General features: G+C 73.0%; 15 protein-coding genes and 2 pseudogenes. 8 read left to right on the plus strand and 9 right to left on the minus strand.

Annotated elements, in window-relative coordinates; translation table 11 throughout:
- Together MY526_RS20510 and MY526_RS20515 are read left to right on the plus strand one after the other, a co-directional pair.
- Positions 1-339: pseudogene (locus MY526_RS20510) on the plus strand (IS3 family transposase); the annotation flags it as partial.
- A gap of 645 nt (positions 340-984) precedes the next feature.
- Positions 985-2,703 (plus strand): HNH/ENDO VII family nuclease, encoded by a 1,719-nt coding sequence (locus MY526_RS20515; protein WP_436704949.1) that lies wholly within the window; start codon positions 985-987, stop codon positions 2,701-2,703.
- 38 nt (positions 2,704-2,741) lie between these two features.
- Here the strand turns inward: MY526_RS20515 and MY526_RS20520 are convergent.
- From MY526_RS20520 to ychF, 3 genes and pseudogenes are all read right to left on the minus strand, one after another.
- Positions 2,742-3,153: pseudogene (locus tag MY526_RS20520) on the minus strand (transposase); the annotation flags it as partial.
- A 422-nt stretch (positions 3,154-3,575) separates the two neighbouring features.
- Entirely contained in the window at positions 3,576-4,598 is a 1,023-nt protein-coding gene (locus tag MY526_RS20525; protein WP_436704950.1) for a hypothetical protein, read from the minus strand.
- A 643-nt stretch (positions 4,599-5,241) separates the two neighbouring features.
- Positions 5,242-6,315 carry a redox-regulated ATPase YchF gene (ychF, locus tag MY526_RS20530; RefSeq protein WP_436704951.1) on the minus strand — a complete coding sequence of 358 codons (1,074 nt, stop codon included), beginning with the start codon at positions 6,313-6,315 and terminating at the stop codon, positions 5,242-5,244.
- Between the two features lie 112 nt (positions 6,316-6,427).
- Here ychF and MY526_RS20535 point away from each other — a divergent pair, with 112 nt between their 5' ends.
- Positions 6,428-7,126, plus strand: a complete 699-nt coding sequence (locus MY526_RS20535; RefSeq protein WP_436704952.1) for a class I SAM-dependent methyltransferase — start codon at positions 6,428-6,430, stop codon at positions 7,124-7,126.
- A gap of 12 nt (positions 7,127-7,138) precedes the next feature.
- On the opposite strand, the gene MY526_RS20540 is transcribed toward MY526_RS20535, so the two are convergent.
- The 6 genes from MY526_RS20540 to MY526_RS20565 form a co-directional block, all read right to left on the minus strand.
- Positions 7,139-7,627, minus strand: coding sequence for a GNAT family N-acetyltransferase (locus MY526_RS20540; protein ID WP_436704953.1), 489 nt, complete (start codon positions 7,625-7,627; stop codon positions 7,139-7,141).
- Positions 7,624-8,262, minus strand: coding sequence for a response regulator (locus MY526_RS20545; RefSeq protein ID WP_436694826.1), 639 nt, complete (start codon positions 8,260-8,262; stop codon positions 7,624-7,626). The genes MY526_RS20540 and MY526_RS20545 overlap by 4 nt, the downstream gene beginning before the upstream one ends.
- Positions 8,259-9,494 carry a sensor histidine kinase gene (locus MY526_RS20550; RefSeq protein WP_436694827.1) on the minus strand — a complete coding sequence of 412 codons (1,236 nt, stop codon included), beginning with the start codon at positions 9,492-9,494 and terminating at the stop codon, positions 8,259-8,261. The genes MY526_RS20545 and MY526_RS20550 overlap by 4 nt, the downstream gene beginning before the upstream one ends.
- A complete protein-coding gene (locus MY526_RS20555; protein ID WP_436694828.1) occupies positions 9,491-10,321 on the minus strand; it encodes an ABC transporter permease in 831 nt (276 codons plus the stop codon). Before MY526_RS20555 ends, MY526_RS20550 begins: the two co-directional genes overlap by 4 nt.
- Positions 10,318-11,235 (minus strand): ABC transporter ATP-binding protein, encoded by a 918-nt coding sequence (locus tag MY526_RS20560; protein WP_436704954.1) that lies wholly within the window; start codon positions 11,233-11,235, stop codon positions 10,318-10,320. Before MY526_RS20560 ends, MY526_RS20555 begins: the two co-directional genes overlap by 4 nt.
- Positions 11,236-11,334: 99 nt before the next feature.
- On the minus strand, positions 11,335-11,940 hold the full coding sequence (locus MY526_RS20565; RefSeq protein ID WP_436704955.1) for an ABC transporter permease: 606 nt from the start codon (positions 11,938-11,940) through the stop codon (positions 11,335-11,337).
- Between MY526_RS20565 and MY526_RS20570 the strand changes: the two genes are divergently transcribed.
- From MY526_RS20570 to MY526_RS20590, 5 genes are all read left to right on the plus strand, one after another.
- On the plus strand, positions 11,930-12,232 hold the full coding sequence (locus MY526_RS20570; RefSeq protein ID WP_436694831.1) for a hypothetical protein: 303 nt from the start codon (positions 11,930-11,932) through the stop codon (positions 12,230-12,232). The genes MY526_RS20565 and MY526_RS20570 overlap by 11 nt on opposite strands.
- A gap of 61 nt (positions 12,233-12,293) precedes the next feature.
- Positions 12,294-13,781, plus strand: a complete 1,488-nt coding sequence (locus MY526_RS20575) for an AlkA N-terminal domain-containing protein (protein WP_436704956.1) — start codon at positions 12,294-12,296, stop codon at positions 13,779-13,781.
- Entirely contained in the window at positions 13,778-14,311 is a 534-nt protein-coding gene (locus MY526_RS20580; RefSeq protein ID WP_436694833.1) for a methylated-DNA--[protein]-cysteine S-methyltransferase, read from the plus strand. Before MY526_RS20575 ends, MY526_RS20580 begins: the two co-directional genes overlap by 4 nt.
- 119 nt (positions 14,312-14,430) lie before the next feature.
- Complete coding sequence (locus MY526_RS20585) at positions 14,431-15,519, plus strand: DNA recombination protein RmuC (protein ID WP_436694834.1); 1,089 nt, start codon at positions 14,431-14,433, stop codon at positions 15,517-15,519.
- 222 nt (positions 15,520-15,741) lie between these two features.
- Positions 15,742-16,554, plus strand: a complete 813-nt coding sequence (locus tag MY526_RS20590) for a DUF6542 domain-containing protein (protein WP_436704957.1) — start codon at positions 15,742-15,744, stop codon at positions 16,552-16,554.

A 16,554-nucleotide genomic window follows, 5' to 3' on the forward strand; every position in this document is an offset into this window, starting at 1 on the left:
CTGGACGAGCACCTACGCTCACTGCACCAGGCAGGTGTTGCAACCACCGGTTGAGGCCAGGCAATACCTGTCCGTGCGCTACACCGACCGGCTCGACGCCGCCGGGGCCGTCCGCTCCGTGGGCAGCAGGGGCGACTCCTACGACAACGCCGCCGCCGCGGCCCGTGGAAGGGCCTCGACGATGTCGAGCTGGCCACCCTGGAGTACGTCGACTGGTTCAACCACCGCCGGCTGCACGGCGCCTGCGGCGACATCCCACCGGTCGAGTTCGAGGACCGATGCTGCCGCTCGATCGCCGGCCTCACCGAGGACCTACCGGCAGAACCGAGCCTCCACTGAGCCCGGGGCGGTTCAGTCGGCCCGTGTGACGGGCAGTGCGCGACCACACCGCGGCCACAGCACTCCCTACTTATGTCTGTCTCTGCCCCAAGGTCGCGATATGACCGACCCCGGAATCACGACAAGGCCATCGCCGCCGCCGTGGCGGGCGCATGACCGAGGTGCCACCCGGCTGGTTCCTCGACCTGCTCGCCGTATTGGAACTGACGGACCGTTGAAGCAGCGGCACCCTCGGGTCGAGAAGGGTAGCCGGGGACAGCCCCAGGGCGCCCCCGCTCGCTCGAGCAGCCGACCGAACGGGGCCGGCTGTCGCGTCAGCCACGAAGCAGGTGGAAGACCACCGTCAGTCGACGGAGAGGCAACAATCCGTCCAGTCACCTCAATCGCGTTTACCGAACGGCTTGCCACGGCCGGCGTCGCACCCAGCGTCGGCAGCGTCGGTGACGCGCTGAGCAACGCCCTGGCCGAGTTCCAGCGGCCTGTTGAGACCGAAACTCATCCGCCGCCGCGGACCCTGGAAGACCGTTGACGACGTCGAGCTGGTACCTCAAGGTCCGCTGGGCGGGCCTCCGCTCGGCGTACCAGACGGTTCCCTCCGCTGCCTGAATATGGGAAAATCTCTGCGCACTTTAACGAGGAGATGAGATGCGGACCAGCCGCGCTATCGGACGCGAGTCTGCGGCGAGTCCACGAGAGGCCCAGCGCCGCGAGCCTGTCGCGAAACCTCCCACGGTCGAGCATGTGTTGGCACTTCAGCGCCAGGCGGGCAACGCGGCCGTCAACCGTCTTCTCGGCGCCGGTCACGACCGCACGGTGCGACGGCTGCAGCGAGATGACAAGGAGCGTGAAGCTGAACGCGCGTATTACGAGTCGACACGCCAGGTTCGCCTCGAGGGCGCGGCTGAAGTGAACGATGCGTGGTGGCGAGCGAATCTCTCCGGAGGAGATGCTTCTCAGATAGACGCCTTCTGGCGTGGCGGACGCAAGGCGGCCCTGATCCAAGCGATCTCGACACCAGACCATGGTTTGGGGAAGCGTCAGGTTCTCCGAATCTGGACGCTCTATTGGGCTGACAAGTACAACCTTGTGAACAACTTCGTTGACAATATGGGTGGCTGCGCACGCCATGTCCCGGACGACAAATGCAGTGAGTACCAACGGCAATACAGTCAAGCGGCGGCCATGGTGAGTGCCGTCGTCGACGTCCACCACATCCTGTCGGCAGCCGAACAGCATAAGAAGAGCCTGACTCTCGATCAGATCAACGAATACGCGAGCGATGCCCTCCGACTTCGGGGAATCATGGTGCTTGTTGCCGGCGTTGCGGGTGGGCTGCGCCAGTCCTTCAGGGCACCGCCGAGGAGTCGCGCCGCCTCACAAGGTTTTGGGGGCGGGAAATCGAAGACGGGCGACGAGCCCGTGACGAGGGCGGCCCCGCCCCGCGCCACGGCGCGCGACGAGCCGGCCACCACGGCGACGACGGCCTCGCCGATGAAGCAGCTCCCCGCGAAGTCCGCCTCGGACCGGCCCGCGCCGGCCTCGGCCGACCCGGTGGCCAAGCAGGAGGGGGTTGTCGTCCGCCGCCAGGAAAAGGTGAGCGACGCCACGCGAGCAGTGCGCGAGGCTCATCGCCGCGTGGAGCAGTCGGAGCGCGCTGTCGCGACCGGCCGGCAGCGGTACGCGGACGCCCGGGCCGAGGCGGAGCGCGCGCAGAAGGCGACCGAGCAGGCGCAAGCCAGGGCCGAGGGCGCCAAGCGCGGTTCCGACCCGGCGAAGCAGGCCACGCAGGCCCGCAACGACGCCAAGAAGGCCGCGAGCGCCGAGGCGAGGGCAATAAGGTCGCTGGACAAGGCGGAAGGCGAGCTTCGCGACGCCCGCAAGGCGCAGGCCAAGGCCACGCTGCGGGCCAAGACCGCACGCAATGACCTCAAGCGATCGCGGGCCGAGCTCGAGCGTAAGCGCGCTGGCGACTCGACGTGGGAACCGCCGCTGAAGGTCGTCCGCGACCCGCGGACGGTCACGGGCCCGGCGGGCGGAAAGCTCACGGACCGCGGCTACGAGGGCCGCCTAGCCGACGACCCGCCGCTCGGCATGCAACGCAACAAGCTGCTGGACCAGAACGACAGCAACCTCCAGCGAATGCTCGACGGCCGCCCGCCGATCGGCCGCGACGGCGAGCCGCTCAACCTCCACCACCGGACACGCGGGCCGATGTCGCGGCTGGACGAGTACTCGGCCACCGAGCATCGCCAACTGCGGCTGCACGAGGCCGGCCTGGACAGCCAGATCGACCGCACGCTTTTCGGCGAGCAGCGGGCGCGCTACTGGGTGACGAGAGCCCGGAGCCTCCTGAACCTGAAGTGACAAGCGAGCCGCCAAGCCCCACGGCCAGCAGATCGACGCCGGTCGCGGGCGGACTTGGAGATGCCGGTGTCCGCGCCCAGCGCCCGCACCAGGTCATCGACCTTCCGCGTGGAGACGCCGTGCAGATAGGCCTCCATCACCACCGCGAACAGCGCCTGGTCGATCCGCCGGCGGCTCCAGCAGCGAGGGGAAGAACGAGCCGGCGCTCAGCTTCGGGATCCGCAGCTCCAGATCTCCGGCCGTGGTGGTCAGGGTTCGTGGTCGGGAGCCGTTGCGCTGGGCGGTGCGGGACTCGGTGCGCTCGTGCGGACCGGCGCCGATCACCGCGGTCAGCTCGGCCTCGATCAACGCCTGGTACAGCGTCTCGGTGGCGGCACGGATGCGGTCGTCGACGTCGGCGGCTTTCAGTGCCTCCAGGAGCTCGAGCAGGGCAGACTGGTCCAGGGCCATCGCGTGGCCTTTCTCTGAGTGAACCTTGGCGGGAACACACAGAAGATCCACGCGGTGGCCCCTCGCACGCCAGCACTTCGCCGACGAGCTCAGGACCTCCGACCAGCTACACCACTTCCTGGGACGTCACCACCGCCTCGTGGATGAGCGAGAAGAGTTGGTCGAGGGCCGGCGCGGGCGTGTCGTAGTGCCAGCTTCCCCAGTCGGGGTCGGCATCGGCGACGTCCCCGCCGGTACACCGACACCGTGGTGACCCTGGAGAAGCCGATCGGGGGCCACGGCAGTCAGCGGGAGCGTCGCGGCGTCCAAGACGCGACACGGCTGCCGCGAGGCGGCCGCCCCCACGGGCGCTGTCCTACTCCGCGGCAAGGCAGAGCCAACTGCGGCCAGCAACGAGTTCGGGCCAGGGCTCCGGGTGGGGATCAGGCCTTCGACCACTCCTCCGCCGCAGGTCGTTCCCTCGGTGCCGGAGTCGGTTCGGCGCGCTTCGAGCCGTCCACAACTGCTACCGCGGCCTTGGCCGTCAGGCCGTTCTCATCCAGATACTCCTTCAGCACCGCGACCGCATCGAGATGATGTGGGAGTTTGCGATTGAGGTGGTGCCAGGCCTTCGGTACTACCGAACGCTCCAGTCCACGACGTGAGTTCAGGCCGCCGAACCAGTCCCATGAACCCATGAATTGCTTGACGTGCTTGAACTGATCCGGGAAGTCGACGACCGCCCCCAACGTCACGACGTGCAACGAGTCGAAGAGAGGGTGACTGTCGCCGTCGAGGTCGCGGACGAACTGCTCCATCGCGTAGTCGAGCATGAGACTCCCCTTGCTGTGCCCCACCACGAGGTTCAGGTTCTTGGGACGGGCCACGAGGATGTCGAGGATGGTCGCCACGTCCGGCCCCGGGCGGGCGCTGAGGCTGACCGCTTGCGGGTTTCGTCCTACCGCTGCCGCCGGCAGCACGCCCCCCAGCACGCTTCTCGAGGTCTCCACCACTTGTTCGACCCGCATGCGCGTTCTGTCTGCGGCTCCGAACAGGAACCAGCCGCCCAGAGCCTCCGCGACCAGATCGGTGAGCCCGTAACCGGTCACCACGCCGGCGACGTCGCAATCCATCGCGTCGGCGACGTTGCGCGCCAGCGCGACCGTGCCCACGACCGAGCTGCCGACCCCGGCCACGGCCAGCGCCCGGATCTGGTCACCTTCGACGTGCATGAAGCGCAGGGCACTCCGGTAGTGCCGGATCCTTCCTCTGCCGCTGGGTGGCACGACCACGATGCTGCCCTCGCGGTCGTTCAACGGGGACAGCTGCCCCTGCTCCTCGGCCGTCAGGCTCCCGACGTCGTAGAAGATGCTGTCGGCGAGCGCGTTGCGGGTCCTGACCGAGAGGTACGGGACATCCACCGCGAGACTCGTCAGGGGATCCTTGGCTTCCATCGTCAGCGTCACACCTCTCGCGCAGGGGTCTTGTCGTCGTGAATGGCTCGTCTACTCGCGAGTTCCCCGTCGCCGTACCGGCTCAGGCACCATTGCAGTCAGTGCCATGGCGCCAGACCTGGATCGCTGTGGCGAGGCAGTTGTGCGTCGATCGATGAACTCGACATCCACCGCCCTTCTCGGCAGGGAGGAGGCGCGCAGTCCGCACCTGGCATGAGACGTGGAGCAGCTGAGGGAGACTGCACTGTCCCTCCGAACGCCTGACCGACCCGTTGCGCTCCTCCGGGCGATCTGGCCCGAAGCTGGAGGACGGACGAGAACTGGTGACGGCGGCGACCTCCGGTGATCAGCCAGGCAGTCATGGACGGCAGACCCCTGGGAAGGGCGCCTTCCGATGTCGAGGCCCATCGTCGGCAGTTCGCGTCACCCATCCGTCACGAACGCGTAGGCGGGCGCGTCACCGCCATCTCACGTGGACCGATGAGAGGTCGCGCGGTTCAACCGCACGTCCGCCACCGTGTCGACCTACTCGCACCTCTGGCCGAGCGCCGGGCCCGCACGCGGGCCACCGCACAGGCCCTACTCACGGAATCGTGCGGACTGGACGTGGACCGGGGCCACTGAGCAACCCGCTGAGCTCCGGCGCTAGGGCCGGTCACACGTTGAAACGGAACTCCACGACGTCGCCGTCCTGCATGACGTAGTCCTTGCCCTCCATGCGCACCCAGCCGCGGGACTTGGCCTCCTGCATGGACCCGGCCTCCACGAGCTGGTCGAAGGACACGATCTCGGCCTTGATGAAGCCGCGCTGGAAGTCGGTGTGGATGACGCCGGCCGCCTGCGGCGCGGTCGCGCCGATCGGGATCGTCCAGGCGCGGGACTCCTTGGGCCCGGCGGTCAGGTAGGTCTGCAGGCCGAGGGTGGCGAAGCCGATGCGGGCCAGCTGGTGCAGGCCGGGCTCGTCCTGGCCGATGCCGGCCAGCAGCTCGGCGGCCTCGTCCTCGGGCAGCTCGGCGAGCTCGGCCTCGACCTTGGCGTCCATGAGGATCGCCTCGGCCGGCGCGACCAGGGCGCGCAGCTCCGCGATGAGCGCGTCGTTGGTCAGCTCCTCCTCGTCCACGTTGAACACGTAGAGGAACGGCTTCGTCGTCAGCAGGGTCAGCTCGCGCAGCGGTTCCGGGTCGACGCCGGCGGCGAACAGCGTCCGGCCCTCGTCGAGCACCTTCTGCGCGTCGAGGGCAGCGGCCAGCAGAGCCGCCCGCTCCTTGTCCTTCCGGGACTCCTTCTCCAGCCGCGGGATCGCCTTCTCCAGCGTCTGCATGTCGGCGAGGACGAGCTCGGTGTTGATCGTCTCGATGTCGTCGGCCGGGTTGACCTTGCCCTCGACGTGCACCACGTCCGGGTCGGTGAACACGCGGATGACCTGACAGATCGCGTCGCTCTCGCGGATGTTGGCCAGGAACTTGTTCCCGAGCCCGGCCCCCTCGGACGCGCCGCGCACGATGCCGGCGATGTCCACGAACGACACCGTCGCCGGGATGGTCTTCTGCGAACCGAAGATCTCCGCCAGCCTGTGGAGGCGAGGGTCCGGGACGCCGACCACGCCGACGTTGGGCTCGATGGTGGCGAACGGGTAGTTCGCGGCCAGGACGTCGTTCTTGGTCAACGCGTTGAACAGGGTCGACTTGCCGACGTTGGGAAGCCCGACGATGCCGATGGTGAGACTCACGGGAGTCCAGGGTACGGCCCCGGACGGCCCCCTACTCCAGCGCGCACGAGCCCCGCCACGCCGGACCCGACACGGTCCGGGCGACGGTCGTCCCGCGGTTAGGGTCGATCCCATGCAAGCCCGGGGAGACGAGCTGGTGCGTCTGGTGCTCCAGCAGGCCAACAGCATCCACGTGCGGTCCATGTACAGCATCGACGACGAGCGGCAGCGGGCCGCCCTGCGCCGCACGGCCGACTTCATCGAGCAGCACATGCCCACCGCCCTGTCGTTCAGCGGCGACTCCCCGCTCGAGGCGAAGTACAAGCTGCTCGACCACTCGGTCGACCTGGCACCGGCAGACGGGCTCGTCCTGGAGTTCGGGGTGGCCACCGGCGACACCCTGCGCCGGGTCACGGCGAAGCGGTGCCCGGCGCACGGGTTCGACTCGTTCGAGGGCCTCCCCGAGGACTGGCGGACCGGCTTCGCGAAGGGCGCATTCGCCCAGCACGTGCCCGATGTCCCCGGCGCCACCATGCACGTCGGCTGGTTCGAGGACACCCTGCCCGGCTTCTTCGCCGAGCACTCCGGCCCGATCGCCTTCGCGCACATGGACGCCGACCTCTACAGCTCGACGGTCACCATCCTCCGCGAGGGCGAGGACCGGTTCGTCGCGGGCACGGTCCTGCTCTTCGACGAGTACTTCAACTTCCCCGGCTGGGAACACCACGAGCACAAGGCGTTCATGGAGTTCATCGACCGCACCGGCCACGAGTTCGAGTACCTCGCCTACAACAGCCTCCACGAGCAGGTGCTGGTCCGGCTGACCAGCTGACCGGCCCGGCCTTCAGTCGAGTTCCTTGACCATCCGGGCCCGCGTCAGCGTCTCGCCGTCCAGCGTCACGCTCTCCACCTCGACCCGCCGGTACCCCAGCCGCTCGAACACCGGCGCCGCCCGCCACGACGCGTGCGTCACGAGAGCCGGCAGGCCCGCCGCCCGCGCGGCGGCCTCGACCGCGGTCAGCAGCGCCCGCGCCACCCCCCGCCCACCGGCCGACGGCGCCACGAACAGCTGGTCCACCTCGCCGGGCACCAGCCCGTCGACCGCCGCCGGTGCGACCGAGGCGAACCCGGCCACCACACCGTCCACCTCCGCCACCAGCACCGTGGTCGTCTCCACGAACCGCGCGTGCGCTGCCTCCGACCGCCGGGCCGCCCACACCGCCAGCTGGGCCGGCGTGTAGTGCCCGGCGGCCGACTCCTCGATCGCGGCCCGGCTCACCGCGGCCAGCACGGCCGCATCCGCCGGCCGCGCGGCCCGGACGACGACGGTCACGCGGTCCCGGGCCCCGGCAGCAGCCCGCGCTCGACGGCGACCATCACCGCCCGGGTGCGGTCGTCCACCCCGAGCTTGGCGAACACCCGCAGCAGGTGGGTCTTCACCGTCGCCTCGCCGATGAACAGCTCCCGGCCGATGTCGGCGTTGGTCAGCCCGCGCGCCACCCCGGCCAGCACCTCGAGCTCCCGCGCGGTCGGCGCCTCCGCGGCCGGCGCCCGCAGGTGCGACACCAGCCGCGCGGCCACCGGCGGCGCCAGCACCGTCTCCCCGCGCGCCGCGGCCCGGACGGCGTCGGCCAGCTGCGGCAGCGGCGCGTCCTTGAGCAGGTAGCCGGTCGCCCCGGCGGCGACGGCCCGCACGATGTCGGCGTCGGTGTCGTAGGTGGTCAGCACCAGCACGCGGACGCCGGGGTGCGCGGCGCCGATCCGCTCCGTCGCGGTCACGCCGTCCATCCGCGGCATCCGCAGGTCCATGAGGACGACGTCCGGCCGCTCCGCCGCCACCAGCGCGAGCGCCTGCAGCCCGTCGCCGGCCTCCCCCACGACCGTGAGGTCCTCCTGCGCGTCGAGCCAGCCCACCAGCCCGCCGCGCACCACCGGGTGGTCGTCCACCACCAGCACCCTGATGGTCACGAGCCCGGCACCCGCACCGTCACCCGCGTCCCCGCCCCGGGCGACGACGCGACGTCCATCGAGCCGCCGACCTGCGCCACCCGGCCGCGCAATCCCTCCAGCCCGGCGCCGTGCGCCGCGGCCGGGTCGAACCCCACGCCGTCGTCCTCCACGTGCACCGACACCTGCCCGGCGACCCGCGACAGGCGGACCACCACCGCCGACGCCGCCGCGTGCCGCCGCACGTTGGTCAGCGCCTCCTGGGCCCCGCGCAGCAGCACGACCTCCTCGTCCCGCCGCAGGGACGCCCCCTCCCCCAGCGCCGCGACGTCGACCCGTACCGCCAGGCCCGTCTCCCGCGCGAACCGGTCCGCCAGCTTCTCCAGGGCCTCCACGAGGGTCGAGCCGTCCAGGCCCACCGGCCGGAACGCGGCGACCACCGCCCGCGCCTCGGCCAGGTTGTCGCGGGCGACCTCCTCGATCAGCGCCAACCGCTCCCGCGCGGCGACCGGGTCGGCCGACAGCTGGGCGGCCGCGGTCTGTGCCAGCACCACGATGCTGGTGTAGCCCTGCGCGAGGGTGTCGTGGACCTCGCTGGCCAGCCGCTCGCGCTCGGCGAGCACTCCCCGCTCGCGCTCGGCGGCGGCCAGCGACGCGCGCGTCCGCTCCAACTCGCGGATCAGCAGCGCCCGCTGCCGGCTCTGCTCCAGCACGCGGAAGACCCACAGACCCATCGCGAGGCTGAAGACCAGGCCCACGAGGGTCTGCGCGGGACCGGAGATCGGCTCGTCGCCGCGCGACCAGGCGACGAACGGGCCGATCGTGCTCGCCGCGGCCAGGGCGACCGTCCAGAGCATGCCCCGAGGCACCGACTCGGACAGGAACCACACCTGCGCATAGCCGAGGAACAGCAGGAACAGCAGCGACGGCTCCTGCGCGGCCAGCACGCCGAACACCAGGACCAGGACCGCCAGGTAGGCGGTCGCCCGGCGCTGGTCGCGGCTGGTGAGGGCCGGCGCGCCGAGCAACGCATAGGCGACCGCGAGCACACCGAGCGCGGCCAGCAGCGCGGGCTTCGAGCCGTCCACCGGCGAGAGCCCGATGGTGACCACCGCGACCGCCAGCAGCAGCACGAAGACCACGTGCAGACCGACGACCGTGATCCGCCACCCGCGCTCGGACAGCGGCGGGCCGCCGTCGTCCTCCTCGTGCGGAGGATCGACGGCGGCCCGGGGCCCGACGAAGGGGGTCATCCGTCGGCCCGGCGCCAGCGGAACGTGCGCACGCACACCACGGCACCGATGATCACCCATGCACCCAGCACCAGGGCGATCCGGCCGTGCTCCCAGCTGCCGGCCGCCTCGGCCACGGCCGCCTGCTCGGGCAGGAACGCCGAGCGCATGCCCTGGGTCATCCACTTCAGCGGGAAGACCGCGGCCACCTGCTGCATCCAGCCGGGCAGCTCGCCGAAGGCGAAGAACACCCCGGAGAAGAACTGCAGGACGATCGCGAACGCCGAGATGCCGGTGGTCACCGACGTCGCGCTGCCCCGCAGGGCGGAGACCGCGATGCCCAGCACCGTGCCGGCCAGGGCGCCCAGGACCGCGACCCAGCCGAAGGTCAGCCAGTGCGCCAGGTCCACCGGCATCGGCACGTCGTAGCCGTACCGGGCGACCGGCAGCAGGAGCGCGAGCTGGGCCGCCGTGGTCACCAGCACCTGCCCCGCCTTGCCGCCGAAGTAGGCCACCGGCGGCGTGCCCAGCAGCTGCAGCCGCTCCAGCTGACCGGTCTCGCGCTCGGTCACGATCGACGTGCCGACCGCCTGGAAGCTGCTCAGCATGATGCCGGTCGCCGCGATGCCCGCCAGGAAGTACTGCGGGAACGGCACGTCTCCGGGCAGCACGTCACCGCCGAGCACCGCGCCGAAGATCACCATCATCACGACCGGGTAGGCGAACGAGAACACCACCTGCTGCCGCTCACGGGAGAAGAGCCGCAGCTCCAGGCCGATCCGCGCCCACGTGACGGCCAGGGTGGACGGCGTCGAACGGACGGTCGACGGGGTCAGAACGGCGGTCATCGGAGCGACTCCTCGGCTCGGGTGGGGACGGCGCCGACGAGCTGGAGGTAGACGTCCTCCAGGCCGGGCCGGGTGACGGTGAGGCCGGGGACCTCGTCCCGGGTGTGCGCGGCGAGCAGGTCGCGCAGCACCGCGGACGGGTTCTCGGTGCCGACCTCGCGGCGGGCGCCCGCCTCGAGCCAGCTGACGGTCGCCCGGCGCCGCAGATCGGCGCCGAGCTCGGCCGGCGGAGCGACGTCCACCAGCCGGCCGTCGGCGATCACGCCGACGCGGTCGGCGAGCTCGGCGGCCTCGTCGAGGTAGTGCGTGGTGAGCAGCACCGTGACACCCCCGGCCCGCAGCCCGCGGACGAGCTCCCAGAACTGCCGGCGGGCCACCGGGTCCATGCCGGTGGTGGGCTCGTCGAGGAAGACCACCTCCGGGCGCCCCTGGACACCCAGGGCCACCGCCAGTCGACGGCGCTGCCCGCCGGACAGCGCCGACACGCGGGTGCCGGCCTTCTCCTCCAGACCCGTGACGGCGAGCAGCTCACCGGTCGGCCGGGGCGCCGTGTGGTAGCGGGCGAAGTGGTCGAGAGCCTCGCGGACGGTGAGGGCCTGGCCGGCCGACTCGGCCTGGCTCACCACCCCGATCCGGGCGCGCCAGCCGCGGCTGCCGGCGGCGGGGTCCACGCCGAGCACGGACACGGTCCCCTCGTCGCGGCGCCGGACTCCTTCCAGGATCTCGATGGTCGTCGTCTTGCCGGCGCCGTTGGGGCCGAGCAGCGCGAAGCACTCGCCCGGCCGGACGTCGAGGTCGAGCCCGTCGACGACGGCCTTGCCGCCGTAGCGCTTGACCAGCCCGCGCACGCGCACGGCCGGTGGGTCCTCGGTCGCCGTCCCGATGCGGGAGGGCGCCGGCTGGGTCGCTGTCATGACACGACCCTCGCCGGGCGGCGGTCGCGCCGGGACCGCCGAACCGCTGGTCCGCCGTCCACCGGTCGGTGGACGGGCGGGGTCGACCGACCGGGTCGCTCACCGGCTCAGCGTCTGCCACCGCCGGACGCTCAGCGCCGCGAACAGCGCGGTGAGCGGGACCGGCCAGACGACGGCCAGCAGCAGCGCGTGCTCGGTGGCCCAGCCGCCTCCGGCGTCCCCCGGCTGGCCGAACAGGTCCCGGACGGCGGTGACCGTGGCCGCCAGCGGGTTCCACTCGGCGACCGTCCCCAGCCACCCGGGCATCGTCGACGCGGGGACGAAGGCGTTCGACAGGATGGCGAACGGCCACACCAGGATCTGCACCGCCGTCACCGTCGCCGGGTCCCGGGTCAGCAGGCCGAGGTGGACGCCCATCCAGAGGAAGGCCAGCCGCAGCAGGAGGAGCAGCCCGACGGCGGCCAGCAGCTCGGCTCCGCCGCCCGGGCGCCAGCCGATCGCGAACGCCGCCGCCACCAGCATCGCCAGGCCGAGCACCGAGGAGCCCAGGTCGGCCCGGTCGCCGGCGAGGAGCTCGGCGCCTACGACCCGGAGCAGTCGTTCGAGTTCGGGCTGGCACGGCTGCTCGACGGGATCGGCGTCCTCGTCGGCGGGGGGCTGTCTGGCGGGGCCGCGGCGACCTAGCCTTGCCGGGGTGGCCGCCAACGAGCTGCAGCACCTGGTGCAGCGACGACTGCTGGAACTGTGCGAGACCGCCGAGGACGCCTCGCGCCGGTCCCGCTGGGCCGTCGCCCCCGAGACCATCGCCCGCATCGCGCACGGCCGGCACTCCGGGATGGTCAGCGAGCGGCTGGCGGCGGCGCTGGCGCTGGCGATCGACGTGCCGGAGAACCGGGTCCGGCGGGCGGTCGGGCTGCCGCTGGTGCACGACGTCCGGGCCGACGTCCACACCGGCCCGCACCTGCGGGTGGTGGGAGACGACGGCCGGCCCCGGTAGGGCGACGGCGACGTCCGAAAACCGCCAGTCACCCCTCACCCGCGACTGCCATGCTCGCTCCATGACGCGGTCCCTCGACCCCGAGCGCTGCTACCGGGCGGTCACCAGCCGCGACGCCCGGTTCGACGGCTGGTTCTTCACCGCGGTCGCCACCACCGGCATCTACTGCCGCCCCTCCTGCCCGGCGCGCACCCCGCTGGCCCGCAACGTCTCCTTCTTCTCCACCGCGGCCGCTGCCCAGGGCGCCGGCTACCGCGCCTGCCGCCGCTGCCGGCCCGACGCCGTGCCCGGCTCCCCAGAGTGGGACGTGCGCGCCGACGTCGTGGCCCGGGCGATGCGGCTGATCGGCGACGGCGAGGTGGAGCGCTCCGGCATCCCGGGGCTGGCCGCCCGGCTCGGCTACTCCGAGCGGCAGCTGCACCGGCTGCTCGTCGCCGAGCTCGGCGTCGGCCCGCTCGCCCTCGCCCGCGCCCGGCGCGCCCAGACCGCGCGGCTGCTCATCGAGACCACCGGGCTGCCGCTGGCCGACGTCGCCTTCGCCGCCGGGTTCGCCAGCATCCGGCAGTTCAACGACACCGTGCGCGAGGTCTTCGCGGCCACCCCGACGGAACTGCGCCGCACCGCCCCGGGAGCGCCTGCCGGCGCACCGGGCGAGCTCACCCTGCGGCTGGCCGCCCGCGCCCCCTACGACGCGGCCGAGGTGCTGTTCTTCCTCGGCGCGCACGCCGTCCCCGGCCTCGAGGAGTGGGACGGGACGACGTTCGCCCGCGTGCTCGACCTGCCGCACGGGCCCGCCGTCGTCCGGCTCTCCCCCGCGGCCGACGGCGGCCCGGCGGTCACCGCCCGGCTGCGGCTCACCGGGCTGCGCGATCTCGGGGTGGCGGTGGCCCGCTGCCGGCGGCTGCTCGACCTCGACGCCGACCCCGCCGCGGTCGACGACGTCCTGTCCGCCGACCCGGCCCTCGCCCGGGTGGTGGCCGGCGCGCCCGGTCGCCGGGTCCCCGCCTCCCCCGACGCCGACGAGCTCGCCGTGCGGGCGGTCCTCGGCCAGCAGGTGTCCGTGGCCGGCGCCCGCACGCTGACCGCCCGGCTGCTCACCGCGGCCGGCACGCCGCTGCCCGAGCCGGTCGGCACGCTCACCCACGCCTTCCCCCGCGCGGCCGCGCTGGCCGGCGCCGACCTGACCGCGGTCGGGCTGACCGGGTCCCGCCGGCGCACGGTGCACGCCCTCGCCGCGGCCCTCGCCGACGGCTCGGTGCCCCTGGACGCCGGCGCCGACCGCGAGGAGGCGACCCGGGCGCTGCGCGCGGTGCCGGGCATCGGCCCGTGGACGGCGGCGCTGGTCGCGCTGCGCGGGCTCGCCGACCCCGATGTGTGGCTGCCCGGCGACCTCGCCGTCCGCCGCGCACTGGCCGCGGTCGGCAGCTCCGACGCCGACGCCGCGACCCGGTGGCGGCCCTGGCGCTCCTACGCCGTCGTGCACCTGTGGGCGCTCGCCGTCCCCAGCCTCTTCACCCGCAGCCCCCTCTCCGATCGGAGCGCCTCATGACCCCGCCGCCCGCCCGGTTCGCCACCACGGTCACCCCACCCGGGCCGTTCACCGTCGTGGTCACCCGGGAGCACGACGGCCGCGACGTCGTCCTCGCCAGCGGCTGGACCGACGACGTCGCCGCCCTCCTGCCCCTCGTGCACCGCTCGCTGCGGCCGACCTGGGTCGAGGAGACCGACCGGCTGCCCGTGCTCGACGCCGTGGACGCCTTCGTCTCCGGTGCGGTCGCCGCCATCGACGACGTCGAGGTCCGGCAGCGGTCCGGGCCGTTCCTCGAGGACGCCTGGGAGGTGCTGCGCACCGTCCCGGCCGGGGAACCGGACACCTACGCGGCGTTCGCGGCGCGGTGCGGGCGGCCGGCGGCGGTGCGGGCGGCGGCCAACGCCTGCGCCCGCAACGCGGCGGCGCTGTTCATCCCCTGCCACCGGGTGCTCGGCTCCGACGGCGGGCTGGGCGGCTTCCGCTGGGGGACGCCGGTGAAGCGCTGGCTGCTCGACCACGAGGCGGCGCACGCCCCCGTCGCCGCCTGAACTGAGGCATAGGAAGCAATACCCACGTCCCCCGGCACCTGACGTGGGTATTGCTTCCTATGCCTCGTGATCCGCGGGGCTCCACGGAACTGTCGGACCCGTCCGGCAGGCTCCGCGCCGTGCACGCCGCCTCCCTGCTCACCGGTCTCCTCCTCGGCGCCCTGCTGGCCACCGCGGTCACGCTCGGCGTCGTCGCGCTGGTCGCCCGGCGCCGGCCGGCCGAGGAGGGGCTGGAGCCGCTGCACGAGTCCCTCGACCACATGCACCGGCTGCTCGCCGGCATGGAGCGGGCCCGCGCCACCGCGCACGGTGAGCTCCGGGAGCAGATGGGCACCGTGGGCCAGGCGTCGTCGATGCTGCGGCAGGAGACCGCCGCGCTGGTGACGGCGCTGCGCACCCCGCACGTGCGGGGGCGCTGGGGCGAGGTGCAGCTGCGGCGGGTCGTCGAGGTGGCCGGCCTGCTCGAGCACTGCGACTTCGTCGAGCAGCCGAGCAGCACCAACGACGCCGGCGCCGGCGTCCGGCCCGACCTCGTCGTCACCCTGGCCGACGGGCGCCAGGTGATCGTCGACGCGAAGGTGCCCTTCACCGGGTACATCGAGGCGGTCCAGGCCGAGGACGTCGCGGTCCGCACCGAGCGGGTCGCCGCGCACGCCCGCCAGCTGCGCACCCACGTCGACGCGCTCGCCGCCCGCCGCTACCCGACGGCGTTCCGCCCCGCGGCGCCGTTCACCGTCCTGTTCGTCCCCTCCGACGGGTTCCTCACCACCGCGCTGGAGGCGGAGCCCGGGCTGCTCGAGTACGGATTCGCCCGCGACATCGTCCTGGCCACCCCCAGCACGCTGCTCGCGCTGCTGCGCACGGTCGCCTACTCCTGGCGGCAGGAGCGGCTGGCCCGCGACGCCGACCAGGTGCTGGAGGTCGGCCGCCGGCTGCACGCCCGTCTGACCACGCTGTCGGGTCACCTCACCCGGCTGGGATCGGCGCTGAGCTCGGCGACGGCCCGCTACAACGAGACGGTCGGCTCCTACGAGAGCTCCGTGCTGGTCGCCGCGCGCCGCTTCGACGACCTGGGCGTGGCCGAGACCCCGGTGCCGGAACCCCAGCCGGTGGAGGCGACGGTCCGCACCCTGCGACCGGCCGAGCTGCCGCCGCCCGCCCCGGGGATCCCGGCCGTCGATCACGAGCGCGACGGCACGACCGGCTGACCCGGAGCGGCCGCGGTCGCCCCAGGCACCCCTGCAGCACCGGTTCGTCACAGCCGCACCGGCCGTTCCACGGGGTGCTCGATCGGGGCGGAGGTTTTGGCACTTCTGCACACCCTGGATCGGTGCCGTCCTCACGCGCCAGCACGGTCGGCGTAGCTACCGTCGTCTTCGACAGCGGGCCTCTTCCGGGAGGTCCACGGCGAGGAGACGGGGAGGTGCGCCATGGCCTCGGCGAGCACGGCCGACACCTGGCGGGAGACCGGAGCACGCCGGGAACGGCGCTCCAACCCCCGGTCGCCCCGCCCGGAGGCGGCCGACGGTCCGCGCATCGCCCGCCCGCCGGTGCCCCCGCGCCCGGCGCCGCGGATGCGGTCCACCGACATCCCGCCGCTGCCCGAGCACCTGGTCCGCGCCGGACGCGCGCGGGCCGCGGACGACGAGCTCTCCTCGACCCGCCCGCCGGTCGCCCGTGCACCGATGCCGCCCCGGCCGGCGCCGGCCCGCGCCGCCGCGGCCGTCCGTCCGGTCGAGCGCAGCATCCCGGTGGAGCTCGACGATGCCCTGGAGGACAGTCGACCGGTGGAGTACGACCGTCGGGCGGATGGCCGCGACTCCGCCGACGGCCGGCGCCGAGGTGCCCGTCCGGCCGAGGCGCGCGCCGCCGGCCGGGGTGCCCCGCAGCCCGAGCAGGGCAAGCTGCGCGGCTGGGCCGCGGTCACGGTGGTCCTGCTCGTCACCCTCGCCGGCACCGCCGCGGACCTCTACCTCGGCGGCGGGCTGGGCTTCATCTCGCTGGTCGCGCTGACCACCTCGAGCGTCCTGGCCACGCTGCTGGTCCGCCGCAGCGACCTGGTGAGCACCGTCATCGCCCCGCCCCTGGTGTTCATCGTCTCCGGCGTCGCCGCCAGCACGGTGCTCTCGACGTTCAACCTCGCGGCGGTCGCCACGCTGCTCATCCGTGGCTTCCCGGCGATGGCGATCGCGACCGGCGCCTCCCTGGCGCTCGCGCTCGTCCGCTGGGCCGCCCGCCGCTGA

The organism is Geodermatophilus sp. CPCC 205761 (assembly GCF_051383655.1).
In the GTDB taxonomy this organism is placed as follows: domain Bacteria; phylum Actinomycetota; class Actinomycetes; order Mycobacteriales; family Geodermatophilaceae; genus Geodermatophilus.

Excerpts from the sequence above, each read along its gene's own strand:
- MY526_RS20550 (WP_436694827.1), bottom strand. The coding sequence starts at position 9,494 with ATGACCCCCTTCGTCGGGCCCCGGGCCGCCGTCGATCCTCCGCACGAG.
- MY526_RS20590 (WP_436704957.1), top strand. The coding sequence starts at position 15,742 with ATGGCCTCGGCGAGCACGGCCGACACCTGGCGGGAGACCGGAGCACGC.
- MY526_RS20515 (WP_436704949.1), top strand. The coding sequence starts at position 985 with ATGCGGACCAGCCGCGCTATCGGACGCGAGTCTGCGGCGAGTCCACGA.
- MY526_RS20575 (WP_436704956.1), top strand. The coding sequence starts at position 12,294 with ATGACGCGGTCCCTCGACCCCGAGCGCTGCTACCGGGCGGTCACCAGC.
- MY526_RS20560 (WP_436704954.1), bottom strand. The coding sequence starts at position 11,235 with ATGACAGCGACCCAGCCGGCGCCCTCCCGCATCGGGACGGCGACCGAG.
- MY526_RS20555 (WP_436694828.1), bottom strand. The coding sequence starts at position 10,321 with ATGACCGCCGTTCTGACCCCGTCGACCGTCCGTTCGACGCCGTCCACC.
- MY526_RS20580 (WP_436694833.1), top strand. The coding sequence starts at position 13,778 with ATGACCCCGCCGCCCGCCCGGTTCGCCACCACGGTCACCCCACCCGGG.
- MY526_RS20535 (WP_436704952.1), top strand. The coding sequence starts at position 6,428 with ATGCAAGCCCGGGGAGACGAGCTGGTGCGTCTGGTGCTCCAGCAGGCC.